We start from the raw sequence: 13,424 nt of genomic DNA, 5'->3' as shown, positions 1-13,424 counted from the left end.
ACCCGGCGTATCTTGCATACATTCTCACGTTACAGATCGGACTCAACACGCCACGTAACCGCAGTTCCGGTCGCCGTCTCCTGGTAGCCGAGCCATTCGTTCACAGCGAGCATCGGCGCATTGCGCGGACTGTTCTGCGTATAGCCGACAGTGCAGCCCGCTTCCGCCGCCCAGGTCAGAGAAGACCACTTGAGGATCTTGGCCAGCCCGCGGCCACGGTACGCAGTCGACGTGGCGGTCAGATTGGTCCACAACCTCTCGCCGGCGCGCTGCACCGTCGACATACCGACAACCTTGCCGTCGACAACAGCTGCCGAGCCCAGGTCGAGCTGGTTACCTCTCGCCGGGTCCCAGGCGTGGGCGACAAAGTTGTCGTACGAGACGTCGTAGCCCTCGTCGAAGCCGGGAATTTGCAGCACCGTCTCGGCATACACCGGGTGAACGTCCCTCGGCTCCAGCTCGCTGAGTCGCCGTACCGTCAGCTCAGCCGGTACGTCGGGTGCCGCAGGCAACTCGTCGAGTCGAACGGACGCCACCCGGGCCTTCTCACCAGGGACACCACCTCGGGCAACTGCAAAGGCCAAACCGGTCGCTTCCTCGGTCATCGCGTCCAGTCGCTTTGCTTCGTGCGCACGCAGGTGTTCCTGCATCAGGTCGGCCAGCGCGCGGCCGATTCCCTGACCGCGATGGTCCGGGTGCACCATCAGCGTCGCCTGGTAGGCATCAGCTTCGGTGCGGTACTCCGCCGGAGCCACTCGCCCCCAACCGACAATTGCGCCGTCCTGCTCGTACACCCAGCCGCCGGCCCGCTCGTCGCCGACCGACCGCTCCAGGACCCGCCGCGTCGCACCGGGCGGCAGAACGACGTGCGGTCGCACCAGTGCGAACAGTTCACCCAGTGCATCGGCGTCGGAGACGACGGTTGTGCGAAGAGGCATGTGTCAGAGCGTACGCATCAGACCGTACTCGGTAGCGACGCGGCGATAACCCAGCCAGTTGTTGACGGCAAGCATCGGACCGTTGACGTCGTCGTTGGACGTGTACGCCGAGGTGATGCCCGCGGCCGCGCAGCGACGCAGCGCTACCGACTTGACCAGCTTGGCGAGGCCACGGCCGCGGTACGCCGGAATCGTGCCGGTCATGCCGGACCAGGCCCGGTCGCCCGCAGTCTCGACCGCGGTGAAGCACACCACCTCGTCACCGACCACTGCCGCGACACTCAGCGACTTGTCGAGAGCAGGCGCCGTCCAGACCTCGCCGTACCAGTCGTCGTAGTCGACTGCGTCGATCGGAGCGTCGCTGGGCTCGTCGAGCGAAGCTGCTGTGTCGGCCGCGAACGCCTGTCGCGGATCCACCTGATCCATCGTCACCAACTGAATGTCCGCGGGTGTCGGCGGCTGCTCCGGCACGTCAGCTGTGTCGACTCCGGCGAAGTGCATCTGCCGAGTGCCGTCGTACCCACGGTTGCGGGCGAACTCCAGCCCCTCCGGCTGCACGAACACCCCCACCTTGGTCGCACCGACCTCAGTGAGGTGCTGGTGCAACCGGTCGGCGAGTGCGCCGCCGATGCCCTGCTTGCGGTACTCCGGATGCACGTAGATCGAGATGTTGCTGCGCCCGGGCTCACTCGTCCAGGTGTTGAGCCCGGCCGACCCCCACGCGACCAGCTCACCGTCTGCTTCGGCCACCAGCGCCAGGAAGCGTTCGGCCGGCGAGAACACCGTGATCATGTGATGTGCCGCAGCCGGCGACAACACCTTGTATCCATAAACAACGCGGCGCAGTGCGGCGACCGCCTCGGCATCGTCGCCCGTCACCGGCCGGATCTGCACCCCTGTCGTCATGGCCGGACCATAACCAGCCGCACTCCTGCCACGCCACGGAATTAGGGCGTAACGCGATCGCAACCGGTACGTGCGGACTGTGATTCGGTCGTGCAGCTCCGGGGTATTAGAGTGAGCCGGTGCTGTCGGACTAATCGCCCCGACCGCCGGAAGTGCCATCGTGCTGGGACACGACGGGGTCACCGGCGGCGGGGAGTCCACAGCCCTTCAGCTGTAGAGCTCCACGGCCCCCTGAGCCAGCGCCAGCAACTGCGCCCGCAGGTCGACAGGCGCCAGTACTTCGACGTCCGGCCCGAACGCGATCAGCATCCCGCACGCGGCCTCGCGGATACGGAAGTCGAGCCACAGATGCGGCCATGCATCGTCGCTGGGCCGCTCTTGCGGCACTGCCCCTTTGGCCAGCATCGAGGTGACCACGCGGCGGAAGAGCTCGACCCGATCGGGATGCACCCGAACCTCAACCTGCACACCCTTCGGACCGCCACCAGGCTGCTCCAGATTGGCGCGCAGTCGCTCCCACTCCGCCCGCACATCCAGACCGTCCGGTCTGTCCGCCGCCTCTTCCAGTACGTCGACCTGCTCGATCCGCGACACCCGATACATCCGTGGTGCGCCCCGATGCGCCGCCACCAGGTACCAGCGCCCGGCCTGCTCGACCAGACCCCACGGATCGACGGTACGACGTTGGAGCCCGCTACTCGCCGATGCGTACCGCAGTCGCACGCGACGCTCGGCCACCACGGCCTGACGCAGTACCGGCAAAGCACCGTGATCCTCAGCCTCGGCGAACCAGCGTCGGCGGTCCACCACGATCGCACCGGACAACGCTGCGGCATCACTCTGCAGTTCCGCCGGCAGAGTCGCCGAGAGCTTGCCCATAGCCGACTTGAGACTCCCCCGAAGCCCTAGCTCGTCCGACAGCTCGGACCGCCCGGACCACGCGAACAACGCCTGCGCCTCTCTCGGCGTCAGGCCGCTCACGTCGGCGCGATACCCCGGCAGCAAGACACACCCACCGTTGCGCCCACGTTCGGCGTACACGGGGACTCCGGCTGCGGACAGTGCCTCCATGTCTCGCATCACGGTGCGCTTCGAGACCTCGAGCCGCTCGGCCAGCTCGCGAGTGCTCAACCGCGCATGCCGTTGCAACAAGAGAATGATCTGCAACAACCGGTCGGCTCGCACTCTCTCAGAATAGGCGACAGAAGATGTCACCTATAGAGCACGAGGGTGGACTCATGACGAATCCTGATCCACGCCCGATGTTCATCCGCGCACTCGACCAGACCCAGCACCTCATCGACACCGTCGGCCCTGATGAGTTCACCAGGCCGACACCGTGCCCGGAGTACGACGTCCGCACCCTGCTCGGGCATCTGCTGTCAGTTGCCCACCGCATTAACCTTGCACTGACCGGTGGCGACCCGCTAACGATTCCGAAGGTGACCGACAGCCCGGACATCGCCGGTACCTGGAAGGAACACCGGACCGCACTCGACGCGACGCTGACCGACGACAGCATCCTCGCGCTGATCTGCAAGCTGCCGTTCGGCACGCTGCCAGGCGCAGCAGCGATCGCCGCCTACACCGGTGAGCTCACGACACACTCATGGGACCTCGCCAAGGCCACCGGTCGACTCGACCAGCTCGACGACGAACTTGCCGAGCACGTGCTGACGCTGGTTCGACAGTTCCTTCCGGCCGAACCGCGGGGTGGCGACATCCCGTTCGGCCCCGTCGTACCGGTCGCCGACGACGCATCGCCCTACGACCGGTTGGCGGCCTGGCAGGGCCGCACGCCCTAGGGCCATAGGGCCTTAGCCGACGATGCCGCCGCTGAGGGTGAGGCCGCCGTCGATGGTGATGGTCTGTCCGGTGATCCAGGACGACTCGTCGGACAGCAGGAACCACACCAGCGAGGCAACATCCTCGGGGCGGCCGAGGCGAGCGAGCGGGTACGTCCCCGCGACCTCTTCCTCACGTCCTTCGTAAAGGGCTCCGGCGAACTTGGTCTTCACGACCGCCGGAGCCACTGCGTTCACCCGGATCTCCGGCGCGAGTTCGAGCGCGAGCTCGGCCGTGACGCGGGACAGCATCGCCTTCGTCGCGCCGTACCAGCCGATCCCCGGCGACGGCGACTGGCCGGCCAGCGAGGACACGTTCACCACCGCACCGCCGTGGTTGCCCATCCACGCATCCCGGCAGGCCTTCACCCACGAGATCGTGGCCAGCACGTTGGTGTCGACCATCTTCGCGGCGACACCGGCCTCGATGTCGAGCAGGTCGCCGTAGATCGGATTGATACCGGTGTTGTTCACCAGCAGGTCAAGCGACCCGTACGTCGCCACGGCCGCTGCGACCGTGGATCCGCGGTGCGCGCCATCGGCTGCGTTACCCGCAATGCCCAGCGCGTGCTCGCGACCGCCCAATGACTTGACGGCCTCGTCGAGAGCTTCCTGATTGCGGCCGGTGATGACGACACGGGCGCCGTCGGCAACCAGCCGGTGGGCGATCGCCAGCCCGATACCGCGGGAGGCTCCGGTGACGATCGCCGTACGGTTCTCCAGACTCATCAGCTGAGGCGCTCCAGGACGATGGCCATGCCCTGACCGCCACCGACACACATGGTCTCGAGCCCGAACTGCTTGTCCTCGAACTGCAGACCGTTCACCAACGTGGTCATGATCCGGGCTCCGGTCGAACCGAACGGGTGGCCGAGCGCGATCGCGCCGCCGTGCACGTTCAGCCGGTCCTCCTGGATGCCGAGCTCACGCGCGGAGCCGATCACCTGGACCGCGAAGGCCTCGTTGATCTCGACCAGGTCGATGTCGTTGATGCTCATGCCGGCCCGGGCCAGCGCCTGCTGCGACGCCTCGACCGGACCGAGGCCCATGATCTCCGGCGACAGACCGCTCACACCGGTGGAGACGATCCGGGCCAACGGGGTCAGCCCGAGCTCGCGTGCCTTGGTGTCGCTCATGATCACGACCGCGGCAGCGCCGTCGTTCAGCGGGCAGCAGTTACCTGCCGTCACCGTGCCGTCGGGGCGGAACACCGGCTTCAGACCGCTCACACCTTCGAGCGTGGTGCCGGCGCGCGGACCGTCGTCCTTGCTCACGACCGTGCCGTCCGGCAGCGTCACCGGAACGATCTCGCGCTCGAAGAAGCCGTTGTTGATCGCCTTCTCGGCCAGGTTCTGCGAGCGGACACCGAACGCGTCCTGGTCGGCGCGGGTGATGCCCTTGAGGGTCGCCACGTTCTCCGCGGTCTGGCCCATCGAGATGTAGATGTCCGGCAGGTAGCCGTCCTGCCGCGGGTCGTGCCAGGTCTCGTTGGTCTCCGCGTATTTCGCGGTCCGCGCGACCGCGTCGGTGAACTGGTCGTTGAACGAGCTCGGGTCGCCGACCCCGGCGGAACCGAAGTTCTTGTACCGCGAGACGCACTCGACCCCGGCGCTGACGAAGATGTCGCCCTCACCGGACTTGATCGCGTGGAACGCCATCCGCGCGGTCTGGGTCGACGACGCGCAGAACCGGTTCACCGTGGTCGCCGGCGCGTTGTCCCAGCCGAGCTGCACCGCGACCCGGCGGGCCATGTTGCCACCGTGCTCGTCGTGCGGCTCCGCACACCCGAGCATCAGGTCCTCGATCTGGTCGCCGGTCAGACCGATCTTGTCGGTCGCCGCCTTGATCATCTGGACGGCGAGGTCGTCCGGCCGGATCGTGGTCAGCGATCCCTTGTTCGCGCGGCCGATCGGCGAGCGGGCCGTCGAGACGATGACTGCTTCAGGCATTTCGTGAATCTCCTTCTACAGGCCCAGGTCGCGGCCGATGAGTTCCTTCATGATCTCGTTCGATCCCGCCCAGATCTTGGTGACGCGCGCGTCGCGCCAGGCGCGGGCCACGCGGTACTCGTTCATGTAGCCGTAGCCGCCGTGCAGCTGGACACAGGCGTCGAGCACCTCGTTCTGCACGTGGGCACTCCACCACTTGGTCTTCGCCGCGTCGACCGCGGTCAGCCGGTTCTCGTCGTGCGCGACCACACCGTTGTCGACGTACGCCTGCGTGACCTCGACCTTGGTGACCAGCTCGGCGATCAGGAACTTGTTGTACTGGAACGAGCCGACCGACTGCCCGAAGGCCTTGCGCTGCTTCACATACTCGATGGTCTCGTCGAGGATCTGGGTCGCGTGGGCGATATTCGACACCGCGGCGCCGATCCGCTCCTGCGCCAGGCGCTCCATCATGTGGATGAAACCGCGGTCGAGTTCGCCAAGGACGTTGTCATCGGCAACGAACAGGTCCTCGAAGAACAACTCCGACGTACCAGACTCAGTCTGCCCGACCTTGTCCAGCTTGCGGCCGCGGGCGAAGCCCTCCATCCCCTCCTCGACGACGAACAGCGTGATGCCCTTCGCGCCTTTCTCCGGGGTGGTGCGGGCGGCCACGATCACCAGATCGGCCATGTCGCCGTTGGTGATGAAGGTCTTGGACCCGTTCAGCACCCAGCCGCCGTCGGCCTTCTTCGCGGTCGTCTTCAGCGCGGCCAGGTCGGAGCCACCCGACGGCTCGGTCATCCCGATCGCGGCGACGTACTCACCGGAGCAGAACTTCGGCAGCCAACGCTGCTTCTGCTCCTCGGTCCCGAGGTCGACAAAGTACGGCGCGGCACAGTCGTAGTGGATCCCGAAACAGCTCGACAGCGCAGCGGAGACCTTCGAGACCTCCTCGGCGAACACCTGGTTGAACCGGTAGTCGCCAACGCTGGAACCGCCGTACTCCTCGGGCACGTCGAGACCAAGGAAGCCCTGCTTACCGGCCTCGAGCCAAGCGGCCCGATCGATCGTCTTCTCCTCGAGGAACTGCTCCATCCGCGGCACCAGCGAGCGGTCGCAGTACTCCTTGGCACTGGCCCGGAAGGCGTGGTGATCCTCGTTGAAGATGACGCGTTCCATCGTGGACTCCCCGGGTTGTGAGATTCGTGGCTAAGCGCTTGCTTAGCTTCACGCTTTTGGTGCAGGGTGTCAACGTGTCCGCAGTCACCGATTCCCTCGATTGGGCCCACGTAGAGCCCGCCGCCGCCCGCCGGCTGCTGACGGGCGCCATCGACGCCTTCGCCGAACGCGGCTTCCAGGCCACCACCACCCGCGACATCGCCTCCCGCGCAGGCATGAGCCCGGCCGCCCTCTACGTGCACTACCCCTCGAAAGAGCGCCTCCTCTTCGAGATCAGCCTCTACGGCCACAACGCAGCCCTGGAAGTCCTACGCTCCGCCGACACCGGCGGCACCCCCGCCGACCGCCTCCGCGCCCTGGTCGCCGCCTTCACCGCCTGGCACGCCCGCCACCACACCATCGCCCACGTAGTCCAGTACGAACTGAACGCCCTCTCCCCCGACCACCTCGCCGAGGTAGCCACCATCCGCCGAGCCATCTCCACGGAGATCGAGCAGGTCCTGACCGACGGCGTCCGCGACGGCTCCTTCGCCGTCCCAGACCTCCCCGGCACAACCCTCGCCGTACTGTCCCTCGCCATCGACGTAGCCCGCTGGTACACCCCCCACCGCGGCGACCCCGACGCCCTAGGCAAGCTGTACGGCGACCTAGCCCACCGAATGGTCCAGTCCTAGCAACCGCGGTCAACCCCACCCGTGCACGCAGTTCGTGCACACGCACTTTCCCCCACCCCACACCGATGCCGCGGGCCGGGCCCGAGTCGAGCAGCCGATGGAAGCAGTTCAGGCACTCGCAGATCACCCTCGCGGCCGATGAGGCGGTCGCCGGGCTGAGCGAACCAGTCCGCCGGATGTGATTGGGCTCGCCTGGTCGACGAGAGTGGGGAGCGGGCGGTCGACTGCGATCTCCGTGCTGTTGTCCATCGATTACCGGCGGCACTCTCCCCACAGTCGACGCGGGGCTGTTTGTGTGACACGACGAGCGAAGCCACCGTGCCGAAGGGGTGACCTGGGGTGAGGGCGGACCGCCGGCACTCACCAAGTCTGGGTGGGCTGCTGGGTTCACGCTCAGCGCGAGCGGCCAGGAGTGGTCAGGAGCGGGTTGGTGAGTGGCACAGGTCCACCCGGCCGCGCCGCGGCGGGTACCCGCGGCAGCCTGGGCGGGCAACATCACCCAGGCACGAAGGTGGTTCACGGGTGGGTGGACCACCTGCGCCCGAAACAGAAAAGCCCCGCATCCACCTGGATGCGGGGCTTTTGGGGCAGATCAGGCGTTCAGCGCGGCCTGGATGTCGAGGTGGATGTCGACCTTGTCGCCGATGAGGAGCTTGCCGCCCTCGAGCGGGACGTTGAAGTCGATGCCCCAGTCCTTGCGGCTGATCGAGGTGGAGGCCTCGAAGCCGAGGATGGTCTGGCCGTAGGCGTTCTGGTCGACGCCGAGGAACTCGAAGGCGAGCTCGACCGGCTTGGTGACGTCCTTGATGGTCAGGTCGCCGGCCAGGATGTAGTCGTCACCCTCGGCCTTCAGCGCGGTGCTCACGAACGTCATCTTCGGGGAGTTCTCGGCGTCGAAGAAGTCGCCGGAGCGCAGGTGGCCGTCGCGCTGCTCGTTGCGGGTGTGGACGGAGGCGAGCTCGATGCTGACGTTGGCAGTCGACTCCTCGAGCGAGTCCTTGACGACGATCTCGCCGCTGAACTCCTGGAAGGTGCCGCGCACCTTGGTCATCAGGTGGCGAACGGTGAAACCGATCTCGGTGTGCGCCGTGTCGAGGGAGTAGGTCCCCGAAACCAGTCCGGGGATGGTGGTGGTCGGGGTGCTGACGGTCTCGGTCATGAGGTCCTCTCGGGAAGTACAGGTCTGGGGGCGACGTAGGCTTGGGTTGAAGTGTCAACCTGTTGCCGACGACGTTACGGATCAACGGTTTAAAAGTCAACTACATTCCCGGTACACTGTGATCGTGACGACGACGACTGACACTCGGTGGCTGAACGCAGAGCAGCAGGTGGCGTGGCGCGCGTACCTGCTGGGCACGGCGCGCCTGATGGCGAAGCTCGATGACGAGCTGCGCCGATTCGGCATCGGGATCAACGACTACGAGATCCTGGTCCGGTTGTCCGAGTCGCCCGATCGGCGGCTCCGCATGGCGGATCTGGCCGACCGGCTCCACCAGAGCCGCTCCCGGCTCACGCACACCGTCGGCCGGCTGGAAGCGGCCGAGCTGGTACGGCGGAAGTCGTGCACCAGCGATAAGCGCGGTGTCTGGGCGGAGCTGACCGAGGCGGGCTACAACCTGCTCGTCGAGGCGGCACCCACGCACGTGGACAGCGTCCGTGAGAACCTGGTCGACCTAGCCAGCCCGGAGGATTTCGCAGCCGTAGGACGAGTCTTCGACGCCGTGTCCGAGCACATCGGCCAGCACTAGATCTTCAGATCCAACTCATCCCGGTCGGCGCCGCGATAGGCCATCATCGAGTCGCGCATGCGGCGCTTGACCGGCGCGAGGTGATTGACGGTGCGCATTGCCGTCCGCATCCCGGCGAGCGCCAGCCGACCGATCACCGGCTTGTGGACGGGATCGGCCGAGGTCATCTGCGCGCGAGACTTGCGCACCGCATCGAAGCCGTAGTCGATCATCTTGGCCTCGTACTCGCGCACCGCCGGCACCAGCTCGCTCCGACCATCCCGAACCTCGATCAACTGACGACACAGGTTCACCGCGTCCCGCAGCGCCGTATTCGCGCCCACTCCACGCCCCGGCGTCATGGTGTGAATCGCGTCACCGATCAGCGTCACATTCGTCGACTCCCATGCCTCAAGCGGTACCGAGGTCCAGATGTTCACCGGGAAGCAGGTGCTCGGATCGGTCAGCTCGAACAGCCGGCGCAGATCCGGATGCCAGCCAGGCGTGAGCTCAAGTGCGGCATCAACCAACTCCCGGCCACGCAGCTCCATCACATTCGCGGGCAACTTGTCCTTGGTACCTGACAGACCCCAGTTGATGTAGTCGCGCGTGTTGTCGAACTGCAACCCCGGCCACCGGCGAATCAGCTCCTCAGTGTTCCCGCCGATGCCGTTCTTGACCTTGCCGTCCCGGTCCCACTGGAACTCCATCACATGCAGGATGCAGGCCAGTCCGCGCGGAGCATTGACGATGGTGATCCCCTCGAACACCTTCGGCGGAACAAGCGCTGCGCTCTCCGCAGTGATCGGCAGCTTCCCCGCGATCGCGACGATCCCGGTCTCCTCGGTCTTCGCGTGCGGGAGGTACTGCCGCCGTACCCGCGAACCAGACCCGTCCGCGCCAACCAGGAGATCGCCGGTGGCCGACGTACCGTCCGCAAAATAGGCCGTCACCCGATCGCCGTGCTGCTCGAAGCGGGTGAACTCCTTGCCGTACTCGACCACGTCATCCAGGCCGGTCAGCAGCACCTGCCGCATCGTCATCCGGCTGATCGACTTCTCGCTGGCGATCGGATCAGTGACCGCCGGCAGGTCCATCGACAGGACCTCCTTCAGGTCCTCGGTGACCATGTTGAAGTACTTCGGGTCGCGGGCTCGCGTCGCCACGAACGTGTCGTAGAGCTCCGGCGGCAGCAGCGCGTGCAGCGCCCGGCTCCCGTCCGGATCGATGCCGACCCGGTAGCCGTGCAGGCCGTCGGTGCGCAACGCGTCGCGCTCGAACACCGCCACCTCGATCCCGGACCGCAGCAGCCCGTGGGCCAACGCCAGCCCGCCGGTCCCGCCACCGATCACCAGCACCTTCATGATTTCTCCCTGATCTCTCGCCTCTTCAAGTATCTTGTCAATCCGAGTATCTTGGAAATCCGAGAGAGATACAAGCTCTATGCTGAGGCGGACCATGACGAAAGCCAGAGAAGAGCTCACCGCCGGGATCCAGCAGCAGGTGATTCGGTTCATCGCGGACGTGATCCTGTTCAACCACTCGGTCTCCGCCAAGCTCGGGCTCGGCGCCAGCGACTCGCAGTTCATGACCCTGCTGCAGACCCACGGCCCGCTTACCCCGCGGCAACTCGCGGAGTACAGCGGCCTCACCTCCGGCACGGTCACCGGCGTCATCGACCGGCTCGAGTCGCACGGTTTCGTCACCCGCCAGGCCGATCGCTCCGACCGCCGCAAGGTGGTCGTGACCCCGTCATTCGAGGCGATCCAGAAGACGTTCATGCCTTTGTACGCCGAACAGGGCGCCCGCATGCAGTCGATCCTGGCGAGCCGCAGCGACGACGAGTTGCGGACGATCCTCGCCTTCTTCGCCGACTCTGTAGCCGCCGACTAAACCGTTGGCCCGGACTCCGCCTCTGCTTTGAGAATTGAGCCGTGACAGAGCATCAGGACGGCCGCGCCGGCATCTCCGCAGACCTTGTACGGCGTCTCCTCGCCGACCAGTTCCCGCAGTGGGCGGACCTGCCGATCACGCCGGTCAAGATCGACGGCTGGGACAACCGCACGTATCGGCTTGGCGACGAACTGACCGCGCGGCTGCCCACGCATCAGGCGTACGAGGCCGCCGTACACAAAGAGCATCGCTGGCTGCCCGCGCTGGCACCCGCCCTTCCGGTGCCGATCCCGGAGGCTGTTGCGAAAGGCGAGCCAGGGCAGGGATATCCACACCACTGGGCGATCCGCCGCTGGATCGACGGCTCCACAGCGTCGCTGGAGAATATCCCCGACCTCGACGCCTTTGCCCACGACATCGCCTCGTTCATCCTGGCTCTCCAGCAGTGCGATGCGACCGGTGGACCACTGGCCGGCGAACACAGCTTCTACCGAGGCGCGCCACCCTCGCACTACCACTCCGAAACCGTGGACGCCCTTGCCACGCTGAAGGATCGCATCGATGCCGACCTGGCCCGCGAGGTCTGGGACGCCGCTCTCGCCAGTTCCTGGGATCGGCCGCCGGTGTGGTTCCACGGAGATATTGCCCACGGCAACTTATTGGTCCAGGACGGGCGGCTGTCGGCTGTCATCGACTTCGGTACGTCCGGTGTCGGCGACCCGGCCTGTGACCTGGTGATCGCCTTCAACTTCTTCTCCGGTTCGTCGCGGGAAGCCTTCCGTTCGGCTGTTCGGCAGGACGCCGAGACGTGGGCGCGCGCCCGCGGCTGGGCGCTCTGGAAGGCGCTCATCACGGAGAACCTCCCCATCGTCGAGCGAGTCCTCGACGACCACGTCACACGAACGCAGTAACACCTTCGTACTCCGCGACCGGCGCCGCGCCGACAGTCTCGTACTCGAGCAGCATCAACCCGCCCGGCGTGGACTCATGCTTGACCAGCTTCAACCCGGCAGTGCCGTCCGAGTGCTCGAACAACCGCCGACCGGCGCCGATCACCGTCGGCGCCACCACCAATCGCACCACGTCAACCAGACCGGCCTTCACCAGCGCATCACCGAGCCGCGCGCTGCCGTGGATCTGCAGCTCATTCCCCGGCAACTTCTTCAGCTCCGCAACACCTTCGAGACCGCTGACGACGGTCGCCGGATGCCACGAACCTTCGGTCAGCGTGCGACTCACGACGTACTTCGGCAGTGCGTTCATCCGCTCGGTGAACGGATCATCGGGGTCGGTGATCTGCGGCCAGTCCCGCGCAAAGGCGTCGTACGTGCGCCGCCCGAGCACCAGCCCATCGGCCAACGCCAGCCAGTCGGCAGTACGTCGTACAAACGCCTCGTCAATGAACGGGACCAGCCAGCCGCCGCGCGTGAAACCGTCGCTGGTGTCTTCGGTCGCGGAACCTGGTCCCTGGCTAACGCCGTCCAGCGTCACGAACTCCGTGAGTACGAGCTTCATCGCGCCGCCTCCACAAGCTCGGCAAGCTGCCGGGTGACAGTCCCCCAACCATCCGCAAACCCCAGCTCCGCATGGCGTTTGCGCGAGGCCGGATCACCATGCCGTACGACGGCCTTGTACGCCGTACCGTTCGGATGATCGGCCAAGGTGATCTCGGCCGCCATCGTCACCGGCTCGGGATTGACCGGCCGCCACCCGCTGTCGATCGCGTTCGTGAACACGATCCGCTCCAGCTCCTCGACCACCAGGAACATCGCATCGAGCTGCGGCACGAAGTCCACGCCGTCCTCACTCATCCGCGTCACCAGCGCACCGCCGGACCGCGCCTCGAAGCGCTCGACCCGACACACCATCGGCGCCGGCACCCACCATTTCGCGAAGCTGTCCGGGTCCGTCCACGCCTTCCACACCACCGAACGCGGCGCCCGAATGATCCGCTCCACGCTGAGATCCAGGTCGGGATTCATCACTGCTCCTCCATCGATTCGCTGACGAACCGCTCCAGCCGATCAGTGCGGTCCACCCAGATCCGCCGCTGCTCAGCGAGCCAGTCGTCCACGAGCGCCAGCCGCTCGCGATTGAGCACACAGGTCCGCACCCGCCCGGTCTTGACCGTCCGGATCAGCCCGTTCGACTCCAGCGTCCGGACATGTTTCATGAACGACGGCAGCGTCATCGGGAACTCCGCCGCCAACTCCCCCACGCTCGTCGGCCCCCGCCCCAGCCGCCGAATCACATCGCGCCGCGTCGGATCCGCGAGCGCGACGAACACCCCGTCGACCTCACCCGAATACTGTGCCATGAGGCTAAGTATTAG

General features: G+C 66.3%; 16 protein-coding genes. 5 read left to right on the top strand and 11 right to left on the bottom strand.

Annotated features, from left to right (window positions below):
* Positions 1 to 29: 29 nt before the first annotated feature.
* The 3 genes from ACFTSF_RS26695 to ACFTSF_RS26685 all read right to left on the bottom strand — a co-directional run bounded on the left by ACFTSF_RS26695 (position 30) and on the right by ACFTSF_RS26685 (position 3,029).
* Positions 30 to 938 carry a GNAT family N-acetyltransferase gene (locus ACFTSF_RS26695; protein ID WP_380156562.1) on the bottom strand — a complete coding sequence of 303 codons (909 nt, stop codon included), beginning with the start codon at positions 936 to 938 and terminating at the stop codon, positions 30 to 32.
* A 3-nt stretch (positions 939 to 941) separates the two neighbouring features.
* Positions 942 to 1,844 (bottom strand): GNAT family N-acetyltransferase, encoded by a 903-nt coding sequence (locus tag ACFTSF_RS26690; RefSeq protein WP_380156561.1) that lies wholly within the window; start codon positions 1,842 to 1,844, stop codon positions 942 to 944.
* A gap of 207 nt (positions 1,845 to 2,051) precedes the next feature.
* On the bottom strand, positions 2,052 to 3,029 hold the full coding sequence (locus tag ACFTSF_RS26685; protein ID WP_380156559.1) for a helix-turn-helix transcriptional regulator: 978 nt from the start codon (positions 3,027 to 3,029) through the stop codon (positions 2,052 to 2,054).
* 53 nt (positions 3,030 to 3,082) lie between these two features.
* Between ACFTSF_RS26685 and ACFTSF_RS26680 the strand changes: the two genes are divergently transcribed.
* On the top strand, positions 3,083 to 3,649 hold the full coding sequence (locus ACFTSF_RS26680) for a TIGR03086 family metal-binding protein (RefSeq protein WP_380156557.1): 567 nt from the start codon (positions 3,083 to 3,085) through the stop codon (positions 3,647 to 3,649).
* A gap of 12 nt (positions 3,650 to 3,661) precedes the next feature.
* On the opposite strand, the gene ACFTSF_RS26675 is transcribed toward ACFTSF_RS26680, so the two are convergent.
* The 3 genes from ACFTSF_RS26675 to ACFTSF_RS26665 are packed head-to-tail and all read right to left on the bottom strand — an operon-like array spanning position 3,662 to position 6,798.
* A complete protein-coding gene (locus ACFTSF_RS26675; protein ID WP_380156556.1) occupies positions 3,662 to 4,417 on the bottom strand; it encodes an SDR family oxidoreductase in 756 nt (251 codons plus the stop codon).
* Complete coding sequence (locus tag ACFTSF_RS26670) at positions 4,417 to 5,637, bottom strand: acetyl-CoA C-acetyltransferase (protein WP_380156554.1); 1,221 nt, start codon at positions 5,635 to 5,637, stop codon at positions 4,417 to 4,419. The genes ACFTSF_RS26675 and ACFTSF_RS26670 overlap by 1 nt, the downstream gene beginning before the upstream one ends.
* 15 nt (positions 5,638 to 5,652) lie before the next feature.
* Positions 5,653 to 6,798, bottom strand: a complete 1,146-nt coding sequence (locus ACFTSF_RS26665) for an acyl-CoA dehydrogenase family protein (RefSeq protein WP_344148808.1) — start codon at positions 6,796 to 6,798, stop codon at positions 5,653 to 5,655.
* Between the two features lie 74 nt (positions 6,799 to 6,872).
* On the opposite strand from ACFTSF_RS26665, the gene ACFTSF_RS26660 reads away from it, so the two are divergent.
* Complete coding sequence (locus tag ACFTSF_RS26660; RefSeq protein WP_380156552.1) at positions 6,873 to 7,472, top strand: TetR/AcrR family transcriptional regulator; 600 nt, start codon at positions 6,873 to 6,875, stop codon at positions 7,470 to 7,472.
* A 592-nt stretch (positions 7,473 to 8,064) separates the two neighbouring features.
* On the opposite strand, the gene ACFTSF_RS26655 is transcribed toward ACFTSF_RS26660, so the two are convergent.
* Complete coding sequence (locus ACFTSF_RS26655; protein WP_344159168.1) at positions 8,065 to 8,631, bottom strand: YceI family protein; 567 nt, start codon at positions 8,629 to 8,631, stop codon at positions 8,065 to 8,067.
* Positions 8,632 to 8,749: 118 nt separating this feature from the next.
* Between ACFTSF_RS26655 and ACFTSF_RS26650 the strand changes: the two genes are divergently transcribed.
* Positions 8,750 to 9,220: a MarR family winged helix-turn-helix transcriptional regulator gene (locus tag ACFTSF_RS26650; RefSeq protein ID WP_380156550.1), complete on the top strand. Its 471-nt coding sequence runs from the start codon at positions 8,750 to 8,752 to the stop codon at positions 9,218 to 9,220.
* Here ACFTSF_RS26650 and ACFTSF_RS26645 read toward each other — a convergent pair.
* Positions 9,217 to 10,563: an FAD-dependent oxidoreductase gene (locus tag ACFTSF_RS26645; RefSeq protein ID WP_380156548.1), complete on the bottom strand. Its 1,347-nt coding sequence runs from the start codon at positions 10,561 to 10,563 to the stop codon at positions 9,217 to 9,219. The genes ACFTSF_RS26650 and ACFTSF_RS26645 overlap by 4 nt on opposite strands.
* A 94-nt stretch (positions 10,564 to 10,657) precedes the next feature.
* Here ACFTSF_RS26645 and ACFTSF_RS26640 point away from each other — a divergent pair, with 94 nt between their 5' ends.
* On the top strand, positions 10,658 to 11,092 hold the full coding sequence (locus ACFTSF_RS26640) for a MarR family transcriptional regulator (RefSeq protein ID WP_344159161.1): 435 nt from the start codon (positions 10,658 to 10,660) through the stop codon (positions 11,090 to 11,092).
* Positions 11,093 to 11,133: 41 nt separating this feature from the next.
* A complete protein-coding gene (locus ACFTSF_RS26635; protein ID WP_380156546.1) occupies positions 11,134 to 12,003 on the top strand; it encodes an aminoglycoside phosphotransferase family protein in 870 nt (289 codons plus the stop codon).
* Here ACFTSF_RS26635 and ACFTSF_RS26630 read toward each other — a convergent pair.
* The 3 genes from ACFTSF_RS26630 to ACFTSF_RS26620 are packed head-to-tail and all read right to left on the bottom strand — an operon-like array spanning position 11,987 to position 13,409.
* On the bottom strand, positions 11,987 to 12,607 hold the full coding sequence (locus ACFTSF_RS26630; protein WP_380156544.1) for a dihydrofolate reductase family protein: 621 nt from the start codon (positions 12,605 to 12,607) through the stop codon (positions 11,987 to 11,989). The genes ACFTSF_RS26635 and ACFTSF_RS26630 overlap by 17 nt on opposite strands.
* Positions 12,604 to 13,074: an SRPBCC domain-containing protein gene (locus ACFTSF_RS26625; protein WP_344159152.1), complete on the bottom strand. Its 471-nt coding sequence runs from the start codon at positions 13,072 to 13,074 to the stop codon at positions 12,604 to 12,606. The genes ACFTSF_RS26630 and ACFTSF_RS26625 overlap by 4 nt, the downstream gene beginning before the upstream one ends.
* Positions 13,074 to 13,409 (bottom strand): ArsR/SmtB family transcription factor, encoded by a 336-nt coding sequence (locus tag ACFTSF_RS26620; protein WP_380156542.1) that lies wholly within the window; start codon positions 13,407 to 13,409, stop codon positions 13,074 to 13,076. Before ACFTSF_RS26620 ends, ACFTSF_RS26625 begins: the two co-directional genes overlap by 1 nt.
* Between the last annotated feature and the right edge of the window lie 15 nt (positions 13,410 to 13,424).

Source organism: Kribbella sp. NPDC056951 (assembly GCF_042674205.1).
GTDB classification, from domain to species: Bacteria; Actinomycetota; Actinomycetes; order Propionibacteriales; family Kribbellaceae; genus Kribbella; species Kribbella yunnanensis.
This window is presented reverse-complemented; position numbering and strand designations above follow the sequence as displayed.

Bases quoted from the DNA above. Each gene is read 5' to 3' on its own strand.
- ACFTSF_RS26655 (WP_344159168.1), bottom strand. From the start codon at position 8,631: ATGACCGAGACCGTCAGCACCCCGACCACCACCATCCCCGGACTGGTT.
- ACFTSF_RS26620 (WP_380156542.1), bottom strand. From the start codon at position 13,409: ATGGCACAGTATTCGGGTGAGGTCGACGGGGTGTTCGTCGCGCTCGCG.
- ACFTSF_RS26690 (WP_380156561.1), bottom strand. From the start codon at position 1,844: ATGACGACAGGGGTGCAGATCCGGCCGGTGACGGGCGACGATGCCGAG.
- ACFTSF_RS26645 (WP_380156548.1), bottom strand. From the start codon at position 10,563: ATGAAGGTGCTGGTGATCGGTGGCGGGACCGGCGGGCTGGCGTTGGCC.
- ACFTSF_RS26630 (WP_380156544.1), bottom strand. From the start codon at position 12,607: ATGAAGCTCGTACTCACGGAGTTCGTGACGCTGGACGGCGTTAGCCAG.
- ACFTSF_RS26695 (WP_380156562.1), bottom strand. From the start codon at position 938: ATGCCTCTTCGCACAACCGTCGTCTCCGACGCCGATGCACTGGGTGAA.
- ACFTSF_RS26625 (WP_344159152.1), bottom strand. From the start codon at position 13,074: ATGAATCCCGACCTGGATCTCAGCGTGGAGCGGATCATTCGGGCGCCG.
- ACFTSF_RS26640 (WP_344159161.1), top strand. From the start codon at position 10,658: ATGACGAAAGCCAGAGAAGAGCTCACCGCCGGGATCCAGCAGCAGGTG.
- ACFTSF_RS26680 (WP_380156557.1), top strand. From the start codon at position 3,083: ATGACGAATCCTGATCCACGCCCGATGTTCATCCGCGCACTCGACCAG.
- ACFTSF_RS26675 (WP_380156556.1), bottom strand. From the start codon at position 4,417: ATGAGTCTGGAGAACCGTACGGCGATCGTCACCGGAGCCTCCCGCGGT.
- ACFTSF_RS26665 (WP_344148808.1), bottom strand. From the start codon at position 6,798: ATGGAACGCGTCATCTTCAACGAGGATCACCACGCCTTCCGGGCCAGT.
- ACFTSF_RS26670 (WP_380156554.1), bottom strand. From the start codon at position 5,637: ATGCCTGAAGCAGTCATCGTCTCGACGGCCCGCTCGCCGATCGGCCGC.